20 protein-coding genes are annotated in these 19,061 nt (G+C 63.0%); 8 read left to right on the forward strand and 12 right to left on the reverse strand.

Going from position 1 to position 19,061, the window contains the following annotated elements; all coding sequences use genetic code 11:
- The first annotated feature begins 108 nt into the window (after positions 1 to 108).
- A complete protein-coding gene (locus SJQ66_RS17930; protein WP_024902539.1) occupies positions 109 to 1,515 on the forward strand; it encodes a sugar porter family MFS transporter in 1,407 nt (468 codons plus the stop codon).
- A 237-nt stretch (positions 1,516 to 1,752) separates the two neighbouring features.
- On the opposite strand, the gene SJQ66_RS17935 is transcribed toward SJQ66_RS17930, so the two are convergent.
- Positions 1,753 to 4,167, reverse strand: coding sequence for an FUSC family protein (locus SJQ66_RS17935; protein ID WP_024902540.1), 2,415 nt, complete (start codon positions 4,165 to 4,167; stop codon positions 1,753 to 1,755).
- Positions 4,168 to 4,275: 108 nt separating this feature from the next.
- Between SJQ66_RS17935 and SJQ66_RS17940 the strand changes: the two genes are divergently transcribed.
- The 4 genes from SJQ66_RS17940 to SJQ66_RS17955 all read left to right on the forward strand — a co-directional run bounded on the left by SJQ66_RS17940 (position 4,276) and on the right by SJQ66_RS17955 (position 8,265).
- Positions 4,276 to 5,262, forward strand: a complete 987-nt coding sequence (locus tag SJQ66_RS17940; protein ID WP_320535121.1) for an aldo/keto reductase — start codon at positions 4,276 to 4,278, stop codon at positions 5,260 to 5,262.
- 146 nt (positions 5,263 to 5,408) lie between these two features.
- Complete coding sequence (locus tag SJQ66_RS17945) at positions 5,409 to 5,951, forward strand: type III secretion system chaperone (RefSeq protein WP_024902542.1); 543 nt, start codon at positions 5,409 to 5,411, stop codon at positions 5,949 to 5,951.
- A gap of 11 nt (positions 5,952 to 5,962) precedes the next feature.
- Positions 5,963 to 6,466, forward strand: a complete 504-nt coding sequence (locus SJQ66_RS17950) for a type III secretion system chaperone (protein ID WP_024902543.1) — start codon at positions 5,963 to 5,965, stop codon at positions 6,464 to 6,466.
- Between the two features lie 38 nt (positions 6,467 to 6,504).
- A complete protein-coding gene (locus SJQ66_RS17955; protein ID WP_320535122.1) occupies positions 6,505 to 8,265 on the forward strand; it encodes a hypothetical protein in 1,761 nt (586 codons plus the stop codon).
- A 39-nt stretch (positions 8,266 to 8,304) separates the two neighbouring features.
- On the opposite strand, the gene SJQ66_RS17960 is transcribed toward SJQ66_RS17955, so the two are convergent.
- The 5 genes from SJQ66_RS17960 to SJQ66_RS17980 all read right to left on the reverse strand — a co-directional run bounded on the left by SJQ66_RS17960 (position 8,305) and on the right by SJQ66_RS17980 (position 12,116).
- Positions 8,305 to 8,787 carry a type III secretion system chaperone gene (locus tag SJQ66_RS17960; RefSeq protein WP_157685654.1) on the reverse strand — a complete coding sequence of 161 codons (483 nt, stop codon included), beginning with the start codon at positions 8,785 to 8,787 and terminating at the stop codon, positions 8,305 to 8,307.
- Positions 8,759 to 9,187 carry a type III secretion system chaperone gene (locus tag SJQ66_RS17965; RefSeq protein ID WP_024902545.1) on the reverse strand — a complete coding sequence of 143 codons (429 nt, stop codon included), beginning with the start codon at positions 9,185 to 9,187 and terminating at the stop codon, positions 8,759 to 8,761. The genes SJQ66_RS17960 and SJQ66_RS17965 overlap by 29 nt, the downstream gene beginning before the upstream one ends.
- A 92-nt stretch (positions 9,188 to 9,279) precedes the next feature.
- Complete coding sequence (locus tag SJQ66_RS17970) at positions 9,280 to 9,504, reverse strand: EscF/YscF/HrpA family type III secretion system needle major subunit (protein WP_024902546.1); 225 nt, start codon at positions 9,502 to 9,504, stop codon at positions 9,280 to 9,282.
- A gap of 138 nt (positions 9,505 to 9,642) precedes the next feature.
- A complete protein-coding gene (locus SJQ66_RS17975) occupies positions 9,643 to 10,056 on the reverse strand; it encodes a hypothetical protein (RefSeq protein ID WP_024902547.1) in 414 nt (137 codons plus the stop codon).
- Between the two features lie 29 nt (positions 10,057 to 10,085).
- Entirely contained in the window at positions 10,086 to 12,116 is a 2,031-nt protein-coding gene (locus tag SJQ66_RS17980) for a hypothetical protein (protein ID WP_320535123.1), read from the reverse strand.
- Between the two features lie 90 nt (positions 12,117 to 12,206).
- On the opposite strand from SJQ66_RS17980, the gene SJQ66_RS17985 reads away from it, so the two are divergent.
- Complete coding sequence (locus SJQ66_RS17985) at positions 12,207 to 12,626, forward strand: STAS domain-containing protein (RefSeq protein ID WP_157684948.1); 420 nt, start codon at positions 12,207 to 12,209, stop codon at positions 12,624 to 12,626.
- A gap of 91 nt (positions 12,627 to 12,717) precedes the next feature.
- Here the strand turns inward: SJQ66_RS17985 and sctV are convergent, their stop codons facing one another.
- Genes sctV through SJQ66_RS18015 form a run of 6 tightly spaced genes read right to left on the reverse strand, consistent with a single transcriptional unit; the run spans position 12,718 to position 17,602 of the window.
- Complete coding sequence (gene sctV, locus SJQ66_RS17990; RefSeq protein ID WP_046151879.1) at positions 12,718 to 14,814, reverse strand: type III secretion system export apparatus subunit SctV; 2,097 nt, start codon at positions 14,812 to 14,814, stop codon at positions 12,718 to 12,720.
- Between the two features lie 29 nt (positions 14,815 to 14,843).
- Positions 14,844 to 15,284 (reverse strand): tetratricopeptide repeat protein, encoded by a 441-nt coding sequence (locus SJQ66_RS17995; RefSeq protein WP_051504295.1) that lies wholly within the window; start codon positions 15,282 to 15,284, stop codon positions 14,844 to 14,846.
- Between the two features lies 1 nt (position 15,285).
- Entirely contained in the window at positions 15,286 to 15,771 is a 486-nt protein-coding gene (locus SJQ66_RS18000; RefSeq protein ID WP_320535124.1) for a hypothetical protein, read from the reverse strand.
- 22 nt (positions 15,772 to 15,793) lie between these two features.
- Positions 15,794 to 16,288, reverse strand: coding sequence for a hypothetical protein (locus SJQ66_RS18005; protein ID WP_024902553.1), 495 nt, complete (start codon positions 16,286 to 16,288; stop codon positions 15,794 to 15,796).
- A complete protein-coding gene (locus SJQ66_RS18010) occupies positions 16,281 to 17,063 on the reverse strand; it encodes a TyeA family type III secretion system gatekeeper subunit (protein ID WP_320535125.1) in 783 nt (260 codons plus the stop codon). The genes SJQ66_RS18005 and SJQ66_RS18010 overlap by 8 nt, the downstream gene beginning before the upstream one ends.
- Complete coding sequence (locus SJQ66_RS18015) at positions 17,060 to 17,602, reverse strand: hypothetical protein (protein ID WP_320535126.1); 543 nt, start codon at positions 17,600 to 17,602, stop codon at positions 17,060 to 17,062. Before SJQ66_RS18015 ends, SJQ66_RS18010 begins: the two co-directional genes overlap by 4 nt.
- Positions 17,603 to 18,101: 499 nt before the next feature.
- Here SJQ66_RS18015 and SJQ66_RS18020 point away from each other — a divergent pair, with 499 nt between their 5' ends.
- Both SJQ66_RS18020 and SJQ66_RS18025 read left to right on the forward strand, forming a co-directional pair.
- Positions 18,102 to 18,497, forward strand: coding sequence for a hypothetical protein (locus SJQ66_RS18020; RefSeq protein WP_046151877.1), 396 nt, complete (start codon positions 18,102 to 18,104; stop codon positions 18,495 to 18,497).
- Between the two features lie 27 nt (positions 18,498 to 18,524).
- The gene (locus SJQ66_RS18025; protein WP_024902556.1) at positions 18,525 to 19,061 is read left to right on the forward strand and encodes a hypothetical protein; all 537 of its coding nucleotides are present in this window, start codon (positions 18,525 to 18,527) and stop codon (positions 19,059 to 19,061) included.

A 19,061-nucleotide genomic window follows, 5' to 3' on the forward strand; every position in this document is an offset into this window, starting at 1 on the left:
TCGGTCGCATCGACGTTTGTATAAGCAGAAACCCGTACTAAAAAATCATGTTATTTTGAAAGAGTAAGAAAAAAATGAGTTAAAAAACGTTAAAAGGGCCTATCTTCTATGGATACTTCCGCACAAACGCAAAGCAATGCTCTGGCGCCGAACGTGTACATGGCCATGGTGGCTTCGGTGTCCGCAATCGCCGGTGGGTTGTACGGTTATGACACCGGTATCATTTCGGGTGCCTTGCCTCAGATCGCGCATGATTTTCACCTGAACTATCGGCAGCAGGAATGGGTGACGGCCGCCATCCTGCTCGGCGCGGTGATCGGAGCGCTCAGCTCGACGAATTTGTCGGCCCGTATCGGCCGTCGCCGCACGATCATGATCGTATCCGCCATCTATTGCGTCGGCGTCGTGGCCGCGGCGCTAGCCCCTAATGTGAGCAGCTTGATGGTGGCACGCCTGGTACTGGGTTTCGCTGTCGGCGGCTCCACGCAAATCGTCCCAACGTATATTGCTGAACTCGCTGAGCCGGAAAAGCGCGGCCGTCTGGTCACGTATTTCAATGTGTCGATTGGTATCGGCATCTTGTTGGCGGCCATTGTCGGGGTCGCGGGGCAGCATGTATTCAACTGGCGCTGGATGATTGGCGTGGCGGTCGTGCCCTCGCTTGCCTTGCTGCTTGGCATGACGAAGTTGCCCTTCAGTCCGCGTTGGCTGGTGACCCAGGATCGGATGGAGGATGCAAAGGTCGAACTGTCGAAGGTGCGTGAGACCGAGAGGGCGGTCCGTCGCGAATTGGACGACATTCGGTCGCTGGTGAAGAAGGAAGAGCAGAACGACGTGAGGGGCTGGCGCGCACTCGGTCAGCCGTGGGTGCGTCCGGCGCTCGTTGCGGGCCTGGGAGTGGCGGCTTTTACCCAGTTGAGCGGTATCGAGATGATGATCTACTACACGCCGACCTTCCTGAAAAATGCGGGCTTTGGCGCGTCGTCGGCGTTATGGGCGGCCTTGGGCGTGGCGTTGACGTACCTGGTGATGACCTGGCTCGGCAAGATGTTCGTCGACCATATCGGCCGCCGCCGGTTGACGCTGTGGATGATGCCCGGCGCCGTGATTGCCTTGCTCGTGCTGGGCGCCGTGCTGCATTTCAATCTGATGGGTGCGGCGCAATCATGGTGGATTGTGGCATGCCTGATTGTGTTCATGATCTTCAATTCGGGCGGCATCCAGGTGGTGGGATGGCTTACCGGTGCCGAAATCTATCCCGTGGCCATTCGTGACGCGGCAACCGGCGCGCACGCCGCCATGCTATGGGGCTCCAACCTGTTGCTGACCGGCACGGCATTGACGATGACGCATTGGCTCGGCGTGGGGGGCGCGATGTGGGTCTACGCCGGCTTGAATGCAGCAGGCTGGTTGTTCGTCTATTTTCTTGTGCCGGAGACGGGCGGCAAGAGTCTGGAGGATATCGAGCGGGCCTTGAAGCACAACACCTTCCTGCCCGGCCAGCGTACAGCGTGATCCACTCGGATAGCGCTTGTATGCGGCGGTGATCAATCGATAATGCATGACGCATGACGCATGACGCATGACGCATGACGCATGACGCATGACGCATGACGCATGACGCATGACGCATGACGCATGACGCATGACGCATGACGCATGACGCATGACGCATGACGCATGACGCGGGATAGGCAAAAACTCCCTGCTCGCTCGTCAGCTCCGCGTCATGGGCCGGCCTTTGCCACTATTTCAACGCGGTCTGCCAGCACTTGCGGCTGTCTGCAGCGCATCCTGGATGCGCGTATCGACGCTGACGAGGCGCGCGAGCGCCAGCCACCGACCATCCGTTTGGGGCAGCGCCGGGCGCTGCGGTGGGGTGAAGTCCGCTTGCGTGCCTGCCGGTGCGCCATCCCGCAACCAACGCGCCGCCGCCCGTAGCATGGCGGCAATGTCATCGGCGTAACGCCGAAGCGCGATGTCATGCTCGTTGGCCGGCGGTACGGCATCGGGCCGGCGCCACGGTTGCAATTCGAGGACGGTCGCGGCAGCGGTCAACGCTTTCATTGCTTCCACCAACGACGCACAGAGGACCAACCGCCGATCGCGCTGTAGCGGCGTCTGACGCAATGCACGCAGCAATACCTGTGCATTGTCGGCAGCCACGCAGGCCTCGCGCCGCAGTCCCGTCGACTTGAGCGCCGAGGGGCGCGGCGGTGGCGTGCCGTCGCTGCGATCGAGCATGCCGCGCAAGACGTCGAGGACATAAGTCGCATGCCGATCAAGCGCATCGGCCACCACGCGGGCGAGCCGTTCGCCACCGCGTTCGGGCCATAGCAATTGGCCGATCGCCAGCCCGAGCAAGCCGCCGTAGATGCTGTTCAAGGCGCGTAACGCGGCCAGTCCGAATTCATGCGCGGCAGGCTGCTGTATTTCCGCGACCAGCACGAACTGCAAGGTGACGAAGAAGGTGAAGAGCGCGTAGTGGACGGTGCGACCGACGAAGGTGCCGATCGCGATAGGCAATACCGCGAGGCCTACCGCCAATGGCGATGGCAGCAGAATGCCGACCAGCGCTGCGCCCACCGCACCGATGACACTGCCGGCGATGCGATCGAATGCCCGCTGCCACGTGGAGGTTAGATAGGGCTGCAGCACGAAGACGACGGTCAGCGATATCCAATAGCCGTGATTCAGCGCGAGGCTCTTACATAGCGCCACCGACAAGGTCGTGGCAATGCCAACACGTAACGCATGACGCGCGATGTGCGTGCGAGGATGCAGCTCGCGACGCGCCACCGCTAGCGCATGTCGCGACATCTCGCCCAATCGCCGCCATAACGCCGGCCCCATCCCCTGATGCCCGGACTGCGGCGCATCGGTATGGTTGGCGTGGGTCGAGGAAGGGGGCGTCGCACGCGATGTACGGTCTGTGCCGCCCCCCTGGATCAGGACGGCAGTCGCGGTCGCGCCGGCATCGAGCAATTGCGTCAGCAGATGCAGGACCGTGTGCAGCGTCGGATCGTCGGCCACGCTGAGCGTCCGCGCGGACGCATGCGCCTGTCGCACTGCTTGATCGACCAGCGCCAATGCCTGTTGCAGGCGTTGGCGTTGTTGCGCGTTGGTCAGGTCGGAGACTTCGGCCACGCCGTCCGCGCATTGCCCGAAACGATAAAGCACCCGCAGGATGCTGGCGTCGGCGATCCGTTCCTGCGCGCTGACTGGCATGTTGCGCGGACGGGCGGCCAGCGTATCCGAAAGCGCCACCAGGACGACGAATCCGGCTTCGGCCGCGTCCAGCAACGCCAGCAGTTGCTGACCGCGCTCGCCCCGCGAGGGGCGGCTGCCCAACACTTCCCGGACGCGGGCTCTCGCGGCTTCGATTCGCGCGCGCAGCAATTGCCGGTGTGTGATGCTCACATCCCGTAGCGCGGCGTCGTCTTCGCCGACGATGCCGTCAGCCGCCACGTCGTGGGCGCGGTGTGTGCCGTCCTGAGGCGCGCTTGCCGACGTGGCCGCGTCGCGTGCCTTGCGCCGGGCGTCGCGTCGCGCCTCGCGGGCCGGCGATGGCATATAGCGCAACCCTAGCGCATGCGCGTAATCACCCAGTTCCACAAAGCAGCCCGCCACGGCGGCGGTCGCGTGGCGCCACGGTCGCCGGCGCCACACCAGTGCGGTCATGACGATGGCCCACACGCCGCCGCCAATGAAGAAGATGGCGTACGCCGCGCTCTCGCGAATGTCATGCGTCGGTAGTTCAGTCGAGACGACGAATCCGGCGCAAACCAATGCGCCGACAATGGCATTCGACGGACCGGTCAATTGCGCGAGGCTGGCGATGGTACAGCAGAGGAAGGTCAGCGGCAGCAATAACCACAGCACGTGCTGGGCCGCGCTGCCGAGAAAGCAATAGAGCGCCCCCACCAGTGCGACCGCGGCCATGGTGCCTGTTCGACGCGGCAGTGGTCCGCCCGGATCGGCCAGGCAGGCCCAGAACGCGGCAATCGCGCTCCAGCCAAGGCGCGGTTCACCCAGAAGCACGGCCAGGATGACGGGGACCGCACTGACCACGGCGGCGTGGCCGGCATCGGCCCATGGCAGGCTGCGCCAGGCGGCGCGAGCAGGAAGTCTTGCAGCTGTCCTGGCGCGGACGGAGGAAAAACGCATTGGCGCAAAACGGATTATCGTATCGAGGAGAGGTCATTGTATGCGCCCGGCGTGCCGTTTTAGCGTGCGCGGGGGCGACTTTTTACTTATTTCGCCAGGAGACGTGCTGTGTCAGCAAAACGCAAACTGGGCCGCCAAGGCCTGGAAGTCTCGAAGATCGGCCTGGGTTGCATGGGCATGAGCCAGTCATACGGACCCGCGAATGAAGCGGAGGCTATCGCCACGCTACATCGCGCATTGGATCTGGGGATCACCTTCTTCGATACCGCCGAAGTCTATGGACCTTTCACGAACGAGGCGTTGCTCGGGCGTGCGTTGAAGCCATATCGTGGCAAATGCATTCTCGCCACGAAATTTGGCATGCGGATCGAGGATGGCAAGACCACGGGTCTCAATAGTCGACCAGAACATGTGATCGAGGCGGTGGAGGGGTCGTTGCGGCGCTTGCAGACCGATCATATCGATTTGCTGTACCAGCATCGAGTCGATCCAACGGTGCCGATCGAAGACACCGTTGGCGCGATGGCGCGATTGGTGGAGCAGGGCAAGGTTCGCTTTCTAGGCCTGTCTGAAGCCGGCGAGGCGAATATCCGGAAGGCGCATGCCACCGCGCCTATCTCCGTGCTGCAAAGTGAGTATTCGCTGTGGGAGCGGAATCTGGAGCCGCGCATCATCGGCGTGCTGCGCGAACTGGGTATCGGCCTCGTGCCTTTCAGCCCACTGGGTCGCGGCTTTCTGACCGGAACGGCCAAGCGGGCCGAGGAATATCCTGCCGACGACTTCCGGCATGACGATCCGCGTCTGCAAGGCGATAACTTCGATGCCAATATGCAAGCGGCATCGGTGGTGCAGGATATTGCGCGACATAAAGGCGTGAAGCCGGGGCAGATCGCCTTGGCCTGGGTGTTGCATCGAGGAGATGACATTGTCCCGATCCCAGGCACGAAGCGCCGAACCTATCTGGAGGAAAACGCGGCCGCCATGTCGATCACGCTGTCGGTCGATGAACTGCAGGCGCTGGATCGCGCGCTGCCGCCGAACGTTGTTTCCGGGGCCCGCTATAGCGAAGCGCGGATGAAGTCGATCGATCGTTGAGGGAGGGCGCCGGTGGTTGGCCGAGGTGTTAAGACAGGCGGCGCGGAAGGGGGTGACGATGGGAACTCGGGGCGTGGGCCGGTTACTGAGCGGCTGTGCGGGAACCCAGAGCCGTCCTTTTTCCCGCTTACTCACTCGAGGCCGGAATGAATTTCACCGAATTGCTGGAAGCGCTCAGCGCAGAGACCAAGCTCGATCTAAAGGATGTGAAAAATGGGGAATCGTGCTCGATACGTTTTGATGACAAGGTAGACGTCACCCTGGCGTCCGCGCCGGAGGGCGTGGGCGTCAATTTGTTCGCTGTTCTCGGTACGGTGTCGCAAGAAGATCGGTCGATCTTGTTTCCGGTGTTGATGCAGATCCATTTGCTCGGCCTGGTAACCGACGACGCCTACTTCAGCTTTGACGAAGCCGCGAGCCAGGTCACGCTGTTTCGCACCGTCCAGCTTGCGGGCATGGATCGCGCGGCCGGCATGAAAGCGGTCGAGTCTTTCGTCAATCAAGCCATGCGATGGTCCGCCGCCCTGCCGGATCTGAAAAATATTCCCCTGCATGCCGCCGTCAACGACATGGCGGGCAGTGGCGATCCTGCCGCCGGCTCCGTGTTGCGCCCAGGTGCTTCCACGACGCCCACGGGTTCCGGGCCGAATGCCGCCGGTAATGGCGCGCCTTTTGTCATGCCGGTATAAGGGGATAGAACATGATGCAATATCGCGATCTGCTGCTGGCGTTGGGACTGCAGGAAAAAATCGATATCGACCAGGTTCTGGAGACCGGAAGTTGCCTGGTGCGGATGGACCATTCGGGCGGCAAGGCATTGGAATTGACGCTTGAATGCGACAATGAGCGGCAGGTGGTCTGGCTGTATGCGCCACTGGGACGCGTGAAGGCGGAGGCCCGCGCAGATGTATATGGCATGCTGCTGCGCATGCATCTCTTTGGCCTGGCGACCGGGGGCGCGTATTTCGGTTTCGATGCGCAACGCGATACGATCAACTTGTTCAAGTCGATCCGCCTTGCATCGGCCGTGGCGCCGGACGCGGCACGACAGGTGAAGGCCTTCGTCAACGATGTACAGGCAATGTTGCAGACGCTGCCGGTGGAGCCGGACACGGCCATGACCGGGGCAGGCCTGAACCACATGACGCTGCTCACCGGATCATCGGCGGGCGCTGGCGGCATGGCGTCGCCGCAACAGGTTTGACGTTTGCCAGAACATCGTGACGCATGTGAGGAGCAGGGATGCAGTCGACAACCGGGATGTCGGGGTTGGGTGCGGTGCCAGGCCTGGCGGGGTGGCACGCGGTAAATGTGACGAATGCCGCCGGAGAGGTCGCGTCCGCGTTGGTCACCATGATTCGCGGTGCCCGGGTCAATGCCATGTCGGACGCAGTACGGCAGCACTTCCTGCATGGCGCGCTGATGGCGGGCATATCGGCGATGTCGACCGCGGAAGGCGCGCTGGATTTCCAACGTCGTATCGGTGATCGCCAGGCACGGGAAGTGTCGCCGCGCGAAGGCCACGATGCCGGATTGCGCGACCGCGTCGACCGCGCCAGACGCAGCGGTGCCAACGATGGTGTTGGCGCCGCTTCCGCCGAGCAGGATGGGGGCAGTGCCTTGCACTGGCATGACGCGGACCGGGTGGTGACATTGGGCGCGCATGCCCTGCGCCACCATGTCTGCGTCGCATTGGATGATCTCCAGAATCGGTATGCCGCGGACCAGGGCGAGACCACGGTACCGCTTGCGCTCGCCTACTTTCAGCAGGATCAGGATCTCACCCCGGACGCGGCATTGGCCGTGTCTTTGGCCGCGGCGGCAAGCCCTGCACCGCGTAGTGACACGCTGAGCGATGCGTTGGGCCACATGCTGTCGCTGTCCGCGTCGACGACCCCTGCCACGCGCTCAATGTTGCGCCAGGTGGATGATGGCCGTACCCCTTTCTGGCATGAAGGTGTGGCGGACGCGAGCGCGGTCGCGCACCGGACCTTGCGGCGTGCACTGCAATTGCTGACGGAGCAGCAGGGGTCGGTGCCTGCCGAACGTCATACGCCTTTGCGCGAGGTCTGCGCGGCATTCGACCCGTCGAGAATCGCACCGTTCGAGGCTGGCGTGCGTGTCGGCCTGGCACGCCACTGGAGCGGTACGATCGCGGCGGTGCGCACCGCCTCCTCCTTCACCGCCACGGTGACGCCCGCGGAACACGCGGATCCATTTTTGAGAAATATGCTGGAGCAGTTGCCGCGCGACGCGGCCGCTCGAAGGTCGGCGGTCGGTGGGGGAGCGTTATCACGACGGCTCGATCCGGCATTCGTCGCTGAAGCGGCGTTTGCATCCATTGGCATCCGCGACGGCCAGGATGCGAGGTCTCCGGCGACGTTCGATGCGTGGCCGCCGTCATCGCAGGCGATCGCCTCGCCGATATCCGCCGGGGCGGTGGACGCTCGTGCATCGGCACTGTTTGCCCGACTGCTCGCGCTCTGCGGCGGCGACGAGGCCGTGCTGCAGGTGCTGAGCCATCGCATGCATCAGAGCAGCCTGTTGGCGGCGACGTCGCCGGTCCTCGCGCAATATGCCCATGGTGACGACCCTCAGGTCTTGTTGCTGCCAGGGAGTAGTGGCCCTGGGCGCGATCAATTCGTTGTCCTGGGCGATGCACCGCTGTTTCACGTCGATGTTTGGGCCGATGCGGCCGGTGGTGTATGCGCCGATGGCGAAGTCAAGTGGCCGATTACGCAATATGGTGCGGCGGAGGATGCGTACGGCGCTGGGGCAGGGCGGCGCGCCGTTGTTCCGGCGCTGGCCGAATGGCACGTGCCCAGCGCGCCGAGCTGGCTGCAGATCCGCCGGGTTGTCCATGCAGGGCGTGACGAGGAGCCGGAGGGTATCGCGGCAATGCCGTCCGCCGGCGCGGTCCGCCTGACGTATGGCGTATCGCACATGGTATGCGAGATCGCACACCATATGACGTTCAATGCCGACACCGGCGCGCTGGTCTGAACCCACGGATATCATGGGCCGGGTCCGCGGTATCTTTGGTCAGTTGGCGTTTTGCCGGACGACGGGGCCAGTATGCACGTCCCTGCGCCAGATCATCGTCACATGCTTCAAGTCGTTTATTTTTGCGATCAACGACGCCGGTTGCGTGATCGGGATCGGCAACCTGGCATATAAGGTGACGACACCGGTGTCGCGATGCTGCCCGAGGGTGCAGCCACCGGTGCCCGCGCCGTGGTGATTGCCTTCCAGCAATTGCCGGTTCAGTGCAAGGATGTGTTCTTGCAATGGCTTGCCCAATGCGGCGTAGAGGAGGATGTCTCCGTGCGTCGGGTCGCCATCGCACATCATGCCGATGGGCAACCCGTCCACTCGCAGTTCCTCCTGATTCCAGAGTTGATCCACCGTCATGCCGAGCGAGGGGCCGTGCCGCATCAACGCCATGCGCAGCGTGTCATAGGTCCAGGCAATGTCGGAACGGGCCGGCACGACAGGGTCAGTGTGTGTTGCGGGTATCGGGGTCACGATGAATATTCCCATACCAATCGCTTGCAATCGCGTGAAAGGCATCGAGGGCATTTTGCAATGCGTCGGCATCCAGCAGGTCGAGTGGCAAGCGCGCGTAGATGCTGACATTGCCCTGTGCGCTGTCACGTCCCAGCGTACATCCGGATGTTCCAAGTCCCAGGTGATTCGCTTCGAGCAGGCGTTTGTCGACGTCGGCGTCGCGCTCGGGGTGAGGGCGGCCCAACGACGCTGTCAGCATCACCTGGTCGTGGCCGTCATCGGCTTCGTGGAGAATATCGATGAGAAGCGTACCGTGACGGGGGCGAGCGGTTGCACAGTGGTTTTGAATGACGATCTCCATCGAACGGTCATGCAATTGAAGCAATGCGTGCAAAAGGTCGACGAATGCACTGGTCACGGTGTTACGGATACCTCATCGAGGAACAACAACAGGTTCGACACCGTGTCATCGCGACACACCGCCGCGATCACCTGTTCGACCTACCATGTTCAAGCCATCTTCTGGACGATGCCGCCGAAGGCGTCGTACAGATTCTTGATCAGCGTACTGCTCAGGTTCGACATCAGTGACCATTTGCCGATCAGCCCCTGGAATTGCAGCAGTTGCGACGTGCTCAGGTTGGGTTGCGTGATGAAGGTATTCATGTCCGCTTCGGTCGCCGTCAACGTCGAGCCGAGTGAGTTGATGATGCCGTCTGGCGAGAAAGTAGCCATGAGATTGCCTGTATCGGTTTGAATACGGTTGTGGAAGAAAGATCATATTGAGTGACGGAGCGTGCCGTGCCGTTCCGTTCACCCCGTACCGCTTTTCATCAGGCGGTCGTATGCAATGCGCCGGCTTCGTCGCGGACGTCACCGGTTCGGTTTCTCGCGATCCGGGGCCGCGCCATGGGTGTTCGCCGTGGCATCGCCCTCCGATCGTAATGCGGGTGGCGCAGCGGATCGGACGTGCAGCGCATGCGCGGTGTCCGGGCCGATTGACACGCGAAGCGACGACACAAAAGACAGGCCGGCCTCCAATGCCCGCACGCACGCTTGTGCCTTTACGAAGGCATCCTGCGGCAAGCCCGCGACGATCTGGGCGCGCAGGCGATCACGCATCGCCGTGATTCTTATCGTCAGCGCATCGCATTCGGCGCGCGTTCGAGGCGCACCGAAGTTGCCGTTCGCGCCATGGGGCGGCACATCGGCCGCGCCGCTTTGCGGCTGGCTGTCGCTTTTGGGCGCGATGCCGGGCGTGGGTGAAAGTGGCGGGGCAGGATGCATGGTGTCGACTCCGATGGCTTGAGCGATGCTTAGCGTTGCAAGACGATCCGCTGTGGTGGCGATGGCGGCGGCGCCTGCGTGCTGGACGCTGTGCGGGCGGTGCCTTGTTGCGCGCGTTGTGGTGGCGCCGTTTCCCGATCAAAGACAACGGTGGCGTCATCGACGAATATCAGACGGAAGCCGCGATACGCGCCACCCGGCAGCAGGCGCACATTCCCATCCACCACCACCGACGGCAGGGGGCCGCTGCTGATCGAGACGATTGCGAACGGCAGCAAGGTTGGGGTGAAACTGGCCCGGCTACCGCCGATCAGTGTTCGAACGGGGACGCGGTCGCCATAGCGCTGGTGGAAGCTGTCGAGCATACTGCGCAGCCGTCCGGCATCCGTCGTGGGGGGGGCATCCAGCACCAGTTGGCCGAGGCTTTGGGCCGCGCTCGTGCGGGCGCTCGCGACAGTGGGGGCGGTGGCGCCGGCCGGGGCCCAGTGAATGGCGGCTCCGGGCAAGCCCACCGCGCGCATCGCGTCTTCGAGCGCCGTCACCGCGCCGTCGGCGGTCAGCAACGCGGTGTCGGCCAGCGTTGCGTTCGGCACCGCCGAGGCGAAGGCGTCACGCAACATGGTGCGCAGCGATGTCAATGCGGGATCGGTGTCAGTGCCGACTCCCGCTGCCGTTATCGAAGGCATCGCGGACGTTTCCGTCGATGCCTCGGACGCCGTCGGGGATGCTGGCGGGACGATACCGAGCGCATCGGCATCGGACGGCGGCAGGATGACGCCGCGGATGCGTATCTGGCCGCTATTACCGGCATCGACGCTGAGGAAAGGGCCGAAGTGACTTGCCATGTCGCGTGCGGCCTGCACGGCCTCGGCGATGATATCGATGCGCATCGCGGGCATCGGCGTCAGACGCGCCAACGCATTGGAGAGGCGATCTCGTGCCCCGTCGTCGGCTACCCAGCCCGAGACAACCACGCCGCCGAGCGGATCGCGCTCCGCGCGGATGGCATCGCTCCATCCCCCGGCGCGCAACGCTTGTCGCACCTGCGCGAGGATGTCGTTTGATGGCGGGGGGGAGGGCGTCACCGGGGGCGGTGCGTGGCGCGGCAGGATGACGAACAGCGCGAACAAGGCGGCGATGATCGACAGCGCACCGGCCACCATGATCCAGCGGGTGGGCACGCCCCCCGCTGATGCGGCCACGGGGGTAAGCGCCGTTGCGTCCGTTGCGTCCGTTGCTTCGGTACGGCCCGGGGCACGATGGATATGGCGGCGTAGCGCCCCCCAGGGGCCGCGTTCCACCGCGCGGGTCGGTTGGTTCGTCACAGTGGGTCCCGAAGCTTTCGCCGTCACTTCTTCCGCGTCCACTCGCGCATCGGTGTCCACCGGGTCCAAGGGAGATGCATCGTATGCGTCCGGCGTCGACCCATGGGTTGCCATTGGGGTCTCGATCGTTCCGTCCTGTCCCGAGGGCGTCGCCATATCGCGTGACGGGGATGTCGATAGCGCGGCGCCTAGCTCGGACAGGGTCACGTCTTCCGGCAGATGTACGGCGGGCCAGGGAGCGTCGGCATGCGCGACGGTCACCGTCAATTGCCCGATGTCGATCGGTGTGTCGATCGGCATGACCGCGTCGTGATCGCGCGTGGCGTCGCGGTTGCCGCCGCCGCTGTCGTTGACGGAATCAGCGTGGTGATGCGCGTCATCCGCCTCATCGGCGCGCGGTGGGTTATCGGCGCCGTCGCGATGATCGTCCTGGTCGCGATCGGCTTCGGCGTTGGTGCGGTGCGATGCGGGACGCGCGTCTTGACGACGCAGGCACCAGCCGGTGACACGGCCGTCTGATGCTTGTGCCAACCGTACGCGCAGCGTCAAGTGAGAGACGGCGTCATCGGTCAGCATGATGTCGCAATCGTCCTGCCCGCCGACACGCAGGGTTTCACCCGGCCCCACGGCAATCTGCGCCCCTGCATGCCAGCCACGCAGTATGCGAAGCGCGAACCTGGCAGGTCCCTGCGATGGCGCAATATCGTGCGGCGCTGAGAAATCCTGAGGTTTCATCGTCTATCTATTTTTAGGATATGAGGCGCAAAGCCCGCCACTGAGGTGGCGTTGGCGGCACATTTGCCGCGACAAACCGGAAACCGAACCATGCAGATCGATCAAACGGAACAAGATGGCTGGCAGGTCATGCACCTCAATGGCAGACTCGACGGGACGGGCGCGCCGCTTCTCGAGCACGCGATCGATGCCTACCTCGGCGACGGGGGGCGTCATCTTGTGCTCGACTTGTCGCGGCTCAGTTACATCAGTTCCATCGGCTTGCGCGTCCTGCTGATGGCGGGAAAGCGGCTGGCGCGTCCGGGCCCCGGCAATACGACGTCCGACGCGCGGCAGTCCGCTTCGGTCGCCGCCGCGGGCGGCGAGGTGACAGCGGAGCGCGGCGCCAAGGGGCAACTCGTGCTGGCTTCGCTTAAGGCGAACGTACGGGAGGTACTCGAGATGAGCGGCTTCATCGCGTTGTTCCCAGTCATCGACGACCTCGCGACCTTGCAGCCGGCAGCGGCGTGATACCGGCACGTCATCATGCAAAAGACCTTCAGGCGCACCGACGGGTTGGCGTGCCTGCCTGTGCTGCCGTGCGTGCATGATCGGCATGGTCCTAGAGCACGATGCGGTCGAGCGGCTGAACATTGATCTCGGGCGTCAACTCCTGGTACGACAGCACCGGCAGTTCGTAAAAGTCGCTCTCGATCAGCTTGCGCATATAGCGCCGGATATCCATCGACGTCAACATCACGGGGGGATGGGCACCCCCGCGCAGATCGCCCACGACGAGCTTGATCGCCGCGATCAGTGATTTCGAGACGGCGGGATCGAGGGCAAGGTAACTGCCGCCGGACGTCTGCCTGATGGCGCTGCGCACCGTATCCTCGATAGCGGGTGCCAGCAGATACGCGGGCAGCACGTTGTGGTTGCTGGCGAACTTGTAGCTGATCTGGCGCTTCTGGCTGATGCGGACATACTCCGTCAGCAAGACGGTATCCTTCTCTTTCTGACCCCATTCGATCAATGCCTCCAGAATGCCACGCAGGTTACGCACCGAGATGTCTTCCGAGACGAGGCGCTGCAAGATCTCCGCGATCTTCTGGATCGGCATCACGCGCATCGTCTCCTTGACCAGGTCCGGAAACCGGCCTTCCATCGACTCGATCAGGAAACGTGTCTCCTGGATGCCGATGAAATCCGCGGCGTATTTTTTCAGTACGAAGGCGAGGTGGTAGGTCAGGATCTGGCTCGGGTCCATCGTCGCGATGCCGACGTTCGTCAAGGTACCCCGCAACGAGGCGTCAACCCATAACGTCGCGATGTTTGGCAGGAAGGGCACATCGGGTTCGAACGGCACTTGCAATGCTTCAAGGTTGCGCTGCGTGTCACGTACCAGCAGATGTGCGGGTCGCAGGCGTCCGCTGGCTACCGGTACCTCGGAGAGCAGTACGCTGTAGCGCTCGTCGGCCAGCGCGTTCGTGAAGCGCAACGCGATGCCAGGGAAGGGCACGCCCAGGTCGGCGTACAGCGCGCGTCGGATCTTGATCAGTTCGCTATTCAACACATTCGCGCTGAAGGTACTTCGCAGTCCCGTGGCCACGTCGACACTCAACGGAACCGTGGGCGAGAATTCCGTATGTTCCTGAGCGGTTTCGGGCGTTTCTTCCCCTTGTCCCGCGGCCCGCAGGCCGGGGATTTCAGAGACCGTGCCCGTCTTCGCGTCCACGACCCGTCGGGTGGAACGCAGCAGCACGAAACCAATCAGGCCGGCGGGAATCGCCAGGCAGATGAACACGGCCATCGGCATGCCCGGAATCATGCCCATGCCCAGCGCCACGCCCGCGCCGATCAGCAAGGCCCGCGGTTGCGACAGGATCTGCATGCCGATGTCGCGACCTACGTTCGACTCGCCTTCGCCGGTTTGGACACGCGTGACGATCATGCCCGCGCAGATGGCGATGAATAGCGCCGGAATCTGCGCGATCAAGCCATCGCCGATCGTCAGGACGGAATAAGTGCTGACCGCCTCCGCCATCGGCATGCCGCGCTGGACGCTGCCGATGATGATGCCGCCGAGCATGTTGACCGCCACGATGATGATGCCGGCGATGGCGTCGCCCTTGACGAATTTCATCGCGCCGTCCATCGAGCCGTACAACTGGCTTTCCTTCTCTACGCGTGAGCGGCGTTTGCGCGCTTCGGTCAGGTCGATGGCGCCGGCGCGCATGTCCGCATCGATCGACATCTGTTTGCCCGGCATGGCATCCAGCGAGAAACGCGCCGCGACTTCCGCGACCCGTTCGGCCCCTTTCGTGATGACGACGAACTGGACGATGGTCAGGATCAGGAATACCACCAGGCCGACGACGAGATTACCGCCGACGACGAAGTTTCCGAATGTCTCGACGATATGGCCCGCATCGCCTTGCAGCAGGATCAGGCGCGTGGTGGATATCGAGATGGCCAGACGAAACAACGTGGTGACCAGCAACACCGACGGGAACGACGAAAATGACAGCGGTGAAGGGAGATACATCGCGACCATCAACAGAATGGCCGACAACGTCATGTTGATCGCGATCAGCGTGTCCACCAGCCAGGTGGGCAGCGGCAGGATCATCATGAACACGACCCCGACCAGGATGAACGCCAGCAGGATATCGTTACGGCTGGTGGCCAGCGCCACCGCGCGTTGCAAGGTCTGGTACATGATCGGGCGTGTGAAGGAGGGTTCGGGGGTCAGGCGTCCGGCACGAATGGCGCCGCATCCTGTGCAGGCAACGGGTCCGCCGCGCGGGCAATCGCGAAGGCCTGCATGGCGCGCGCCGCTTCTTCATGGCGTCCGAGCGCGGACAGGATCTGGGCACGTAACAACTGGTAGGGTGCGCTTACCTGTACCCGCACCGGAATAGCCGAGAGCGTCGCCAACGCCGCCTTCGGCTTGCCGGCGCGCAATTGCGCCAGCGCCAGTACCCCGCGGATCGGGTCGTCGGCGGCGGCATCGTGTGCCAGCAACGCGAGCAGTGCGGCGGCGCGGTCCGCGCGCTCGTGTGACAGGAACAGAAAGGCAAGCTGTTCGATGAAGGCGCGGTCATCGTGGTCGGCCAGCAACATCCGTGAAGCGGTGGGCGTCTGACGCGCGGCGGGTGGAGACGAGGTGTCCAATACGGCGGAGGCCATCTCAACCCGCCACTACCAGGCCGCGATACGTTGCCAGCTCCTGCCGCATTTCACGGGTCGACACGAGCACGCGGTGCGCCGCCCGCATGGTCCTTGCCCCGGTGTCATTCGTCGCGTTGACGTTGTCCGTCCGTCCTGCGTCCTGGCGCACCGCCTTTTCGCGCGCGGCCAGTCCGCGTTCAAGCGATTGACAAGAACGATCGAGTGCTTCGCCATAGCTTTTCGGCTTTGCAAAGGCGCGGGTGGATGCGGCTATTGATGCATCGGCGGGGGCATGTTCTGGCGCAGTACTGCTTTTAACCCCGAGCGCGGCCAGCAAATAAATGTCGAGCCCTTGTTCACGAAACAGCTTTTGTAACGGGCCGCCGGTCGGCGTATCCGATGGCAGGAGCGAGGCGGGTCCGGTGGGTAAGCGCGGTCGATCCGCGGCATCGAGTTGGCTGACGTTCGTCAGGCCGTGGTCCAGTCGATATGGGTGCAGTTCCATCTTTCTCGATCAAAGCGTTTCTTCAGTCCATCGAATGCGGTTGCCACCCGTGCAGGTAACGCAGCGCCGCTTCAGCCTCATCGAGATGCAGCGCACTGCCGTGCAAACGCACCATGACGATCAAGGCGTCCTCACGGGCATGCGCGTCCTGCACCGACTGGGCCGCAACATGTATCGACCAGTGCGGATGCGGCGGATGCAATGCATCGGTGGCGTGGGACGCGTCGCGGTTCCGTCCGCCGAGCATTTCCCGCGATGTGGCGGCCAGACGCTGCATCGCGTCCAGCACATGACTTGGCAACTGCGACGCCACCGGGAAGATGGCTTGCAGCAATAACGTTTCATCAAGCGGTTCGATACCGATCCGCGCGCCGGACGCGAGGCGCAACACCGTGCGCTGACGGCTTTGCGCGGGCTCGGCGGCAAAGCCAAGTCGCACGGCCAATGCTTCCACCAGCGCCTTGACCGCATGGGCGGCATCCGATGAGCCGGATGCACCTACGCCGAGATCAGACATGCGCGTTTTCCTCGTCTATCAGATCGTCCAGCGCATGCTGCACCGCTTCGCGGGCACGCATGCGTTGTTGATCGTCCACGAATACCCGCTCTGGCATGTCTCGCAGCACGGCGCTGAAGCCATGCAGGAAGGGAATGGCGCGCGCCAGTACGACAGGAACGCCTTCCGTTCCGGGCGTCGCGTCGGGGGCCGACGGATCTTGCTCTTGGCCAGCCATTGTGCGCGCGAAGGCCACGAACGCTTCCGGTGTAAAGTACGATTGATCAGTCAGATCAACCGCTTTGCGCATCGTCTGCAACGCAGCCGCGCCCGCATCGGCCGGAGAACCCGGGTGGAGTACTTCGGCCAACGAGTCGCACTGCTGCAGCACGGTGACGGCCGTGGTGACGTGCGATTTTTCCGTCAGCAACGCGTGCAGGTGCGCCCGATCGACCGAGGGACGCAGCGAGTCGATATCGCGCCCCACAGCCAGGATGAATCGTTCGAGCACTGCTTGCACCACGCTACCCGCGGCCTGGGGGGATGTACCGTTCTCCCCTGCTGCCGTGCCGGCGCGGGCAGGACTGTCGAGCAGGGCGGTCACGCCGTCCAGCACCCGATGCAGCACCGAGGCAATGCGCGTGTCGCCTTCCACCAGCGTTGCATAGGACGCTTGCAGCGACACGATTTCAGCCGCATCCAGTCGCCGTCCGTCTCCGGGCGTTTGCCAGACGCCACCGGTATTCAGGTCCGCACGAATCCGCGTGCCGTGCGAGAACTCCAGTTCCTGCGTCATGTCTGCGAGCCGTTCCAGGATTGCCTCGGTGTCTTCACGCCGTCCGCCTCCGCGTCTGCCCGCGCGCTGTCCTGATCCTGATCCGACCCCACCGCACCACGGCGCAGCGCCCCCGCGGCCTGCTGCAACGCCACGAAGAGTTTTGTCGGATTGTTGTCGCATCGTTCGCGCAACAACTGCAGCATCGTGTGCGGTGCGCCTTGTTGAAGATCGGCGACCAACGCCTCGCGTGTGCGCTGCGCATCTTCATCCTGCTGCAATGTCTCGGCAAGGAACTCGGCCAGCGCTTCAGGATCGATCCATTCGTGCGTCTCTTCCTCCCGCAACGCGCGATCAGCCTCGTCTTCGCTATCCATTTCGGCCGCGATGTATTCCGCCAGGGCATCGGCTTGCTCGGCCAGACGTTCCCCGTGCTCGATGGCGAGGAGCGCATCGTTCTTGAAGATAGGGGCCGCGCCGTCATGGCTTTGTCCGCCGGGCCGCGCCGTGGTATCAGCGCGCGGGCCGACGGAATCGAACGTACTTGGGTCATGTTTCATGGGGGTGGAGCCGATGTGAAAAGCGGTCATGGCGGTGCACGCAGGTAAGCGAAATAGCGAAGGAACGAAGAAGCGCGAAGTCATCGGTGCTGCGCGATGTCGATGCATGGTTTGATGGATCGATACAACGCCTCGGTTATTCGTGGTCCAGGAACGTGGCGCCTGTCGAGACGCGGCGCGGCAGCCCGACTGTCTGCTTTTTTTACCGTAAGGAAAGGTTGTCGGGATCTGCTGGTGCACAGTAACGCGGCAGGGGACATGCGTTCCTCGCGCGCGCTGAATTGCCGCGCGGGGTGGTCGCCAGATCGCATGGGTCGGCAAACAATGTGACGGGCGGGCGGGTCGTGCATTCGGAAACGCCGGATTGGCAAAGGGAACCCGAACGAGCCGGAGGGTACAGAGTTGGGACGCCTATATAAAGTCGAACGCGGATCGCGACGATGCAGCCCGCACGAGGGGATTGGGCGACGTTTTCATCTTTTCATATGAAGGAGGGTTTGTGTCCACGCATTCCGAACCCGATGACCGCCATGTTGATACTGCAAATGCGCCGTCGCCCGACGTTGGCAATGCCACGTTGACCCCTGCCGATATTGAATTGGATGCCCGTATCGCCGCCTACCTTGAGAGCGGCGCGGAGACGATCGCGCAAGCCGAGGCGTTGCTGATCGAAAGTCAGGCGCTGTTCGATGAGAGTGGTTTGGATCTGGCGTCCGTCATGTCGCGGTTGTCGCCTGCGGAGCGGGCGCAGCTCAACGAAATGACGGCGGAAGACGAGGCGGAAATCGAGAAAGCACTAATGCAGGCCAAGGCGGCGCAGGCGTTTTCCGTGGCGGATCGCAAGGACGTCGGCGGCATGGCCGGCGCGGTGCGCCGCGGGCGCTTGTTTATTTGATGATGTCGGTTTGCAAGGAGGAATGATATGAGCACTCCCGTTTCTGGTGTCGGCGGTGTGACCGATTTGACCGGGAATTTTGAGACCGATTTGAATCTGGTGATGGCGGCGCGTTTATCGGTCAGTGAGCAAAGCATCCAGGGAAAGCTCACGGCGATGAAAGCGTCCACCACGCAGATGCAGAAGTTGAACGAACTTTCGGGTTCCCTGTCGCGTCTGGCGGCCAGCATGCAAACGAGCAAATCGGAAGATAAGCTCAAATTGACAAACGCCGAGCCGCAGAAAAGCAATATCGAGGAAATCAAGACGCTTTGTAGTCAGACCGGCCTGGATGTGACGTCGATCCTGGGTAATGCGGATTTATCCCAGGTGACGCTTAACCAGTTGACCAGCGCGGCGACATCGGTACGCCAGAAAGCCGACTCGATTGGGAGTACGAGTCAAACGGATCAGCTCATGACGCAGCAGGCGATGAGCAGAATGGGGCAGATTGTCGATCAGTGGTCAAACATGATGTCGAAGATCGCGCAGGCAAAGCAGACCCCCATCTCGAATATGCGTTAA

The sequence above is a fragment of the Robbsia andropogonis genome (assembly GCF_034047095.1).
GTDB lineage: Bacteria > Pseudomonadota > Gammaproteobacteria > Burkholderiales > Burkholderiaceae > Robbsia > Robbsia andropogonis.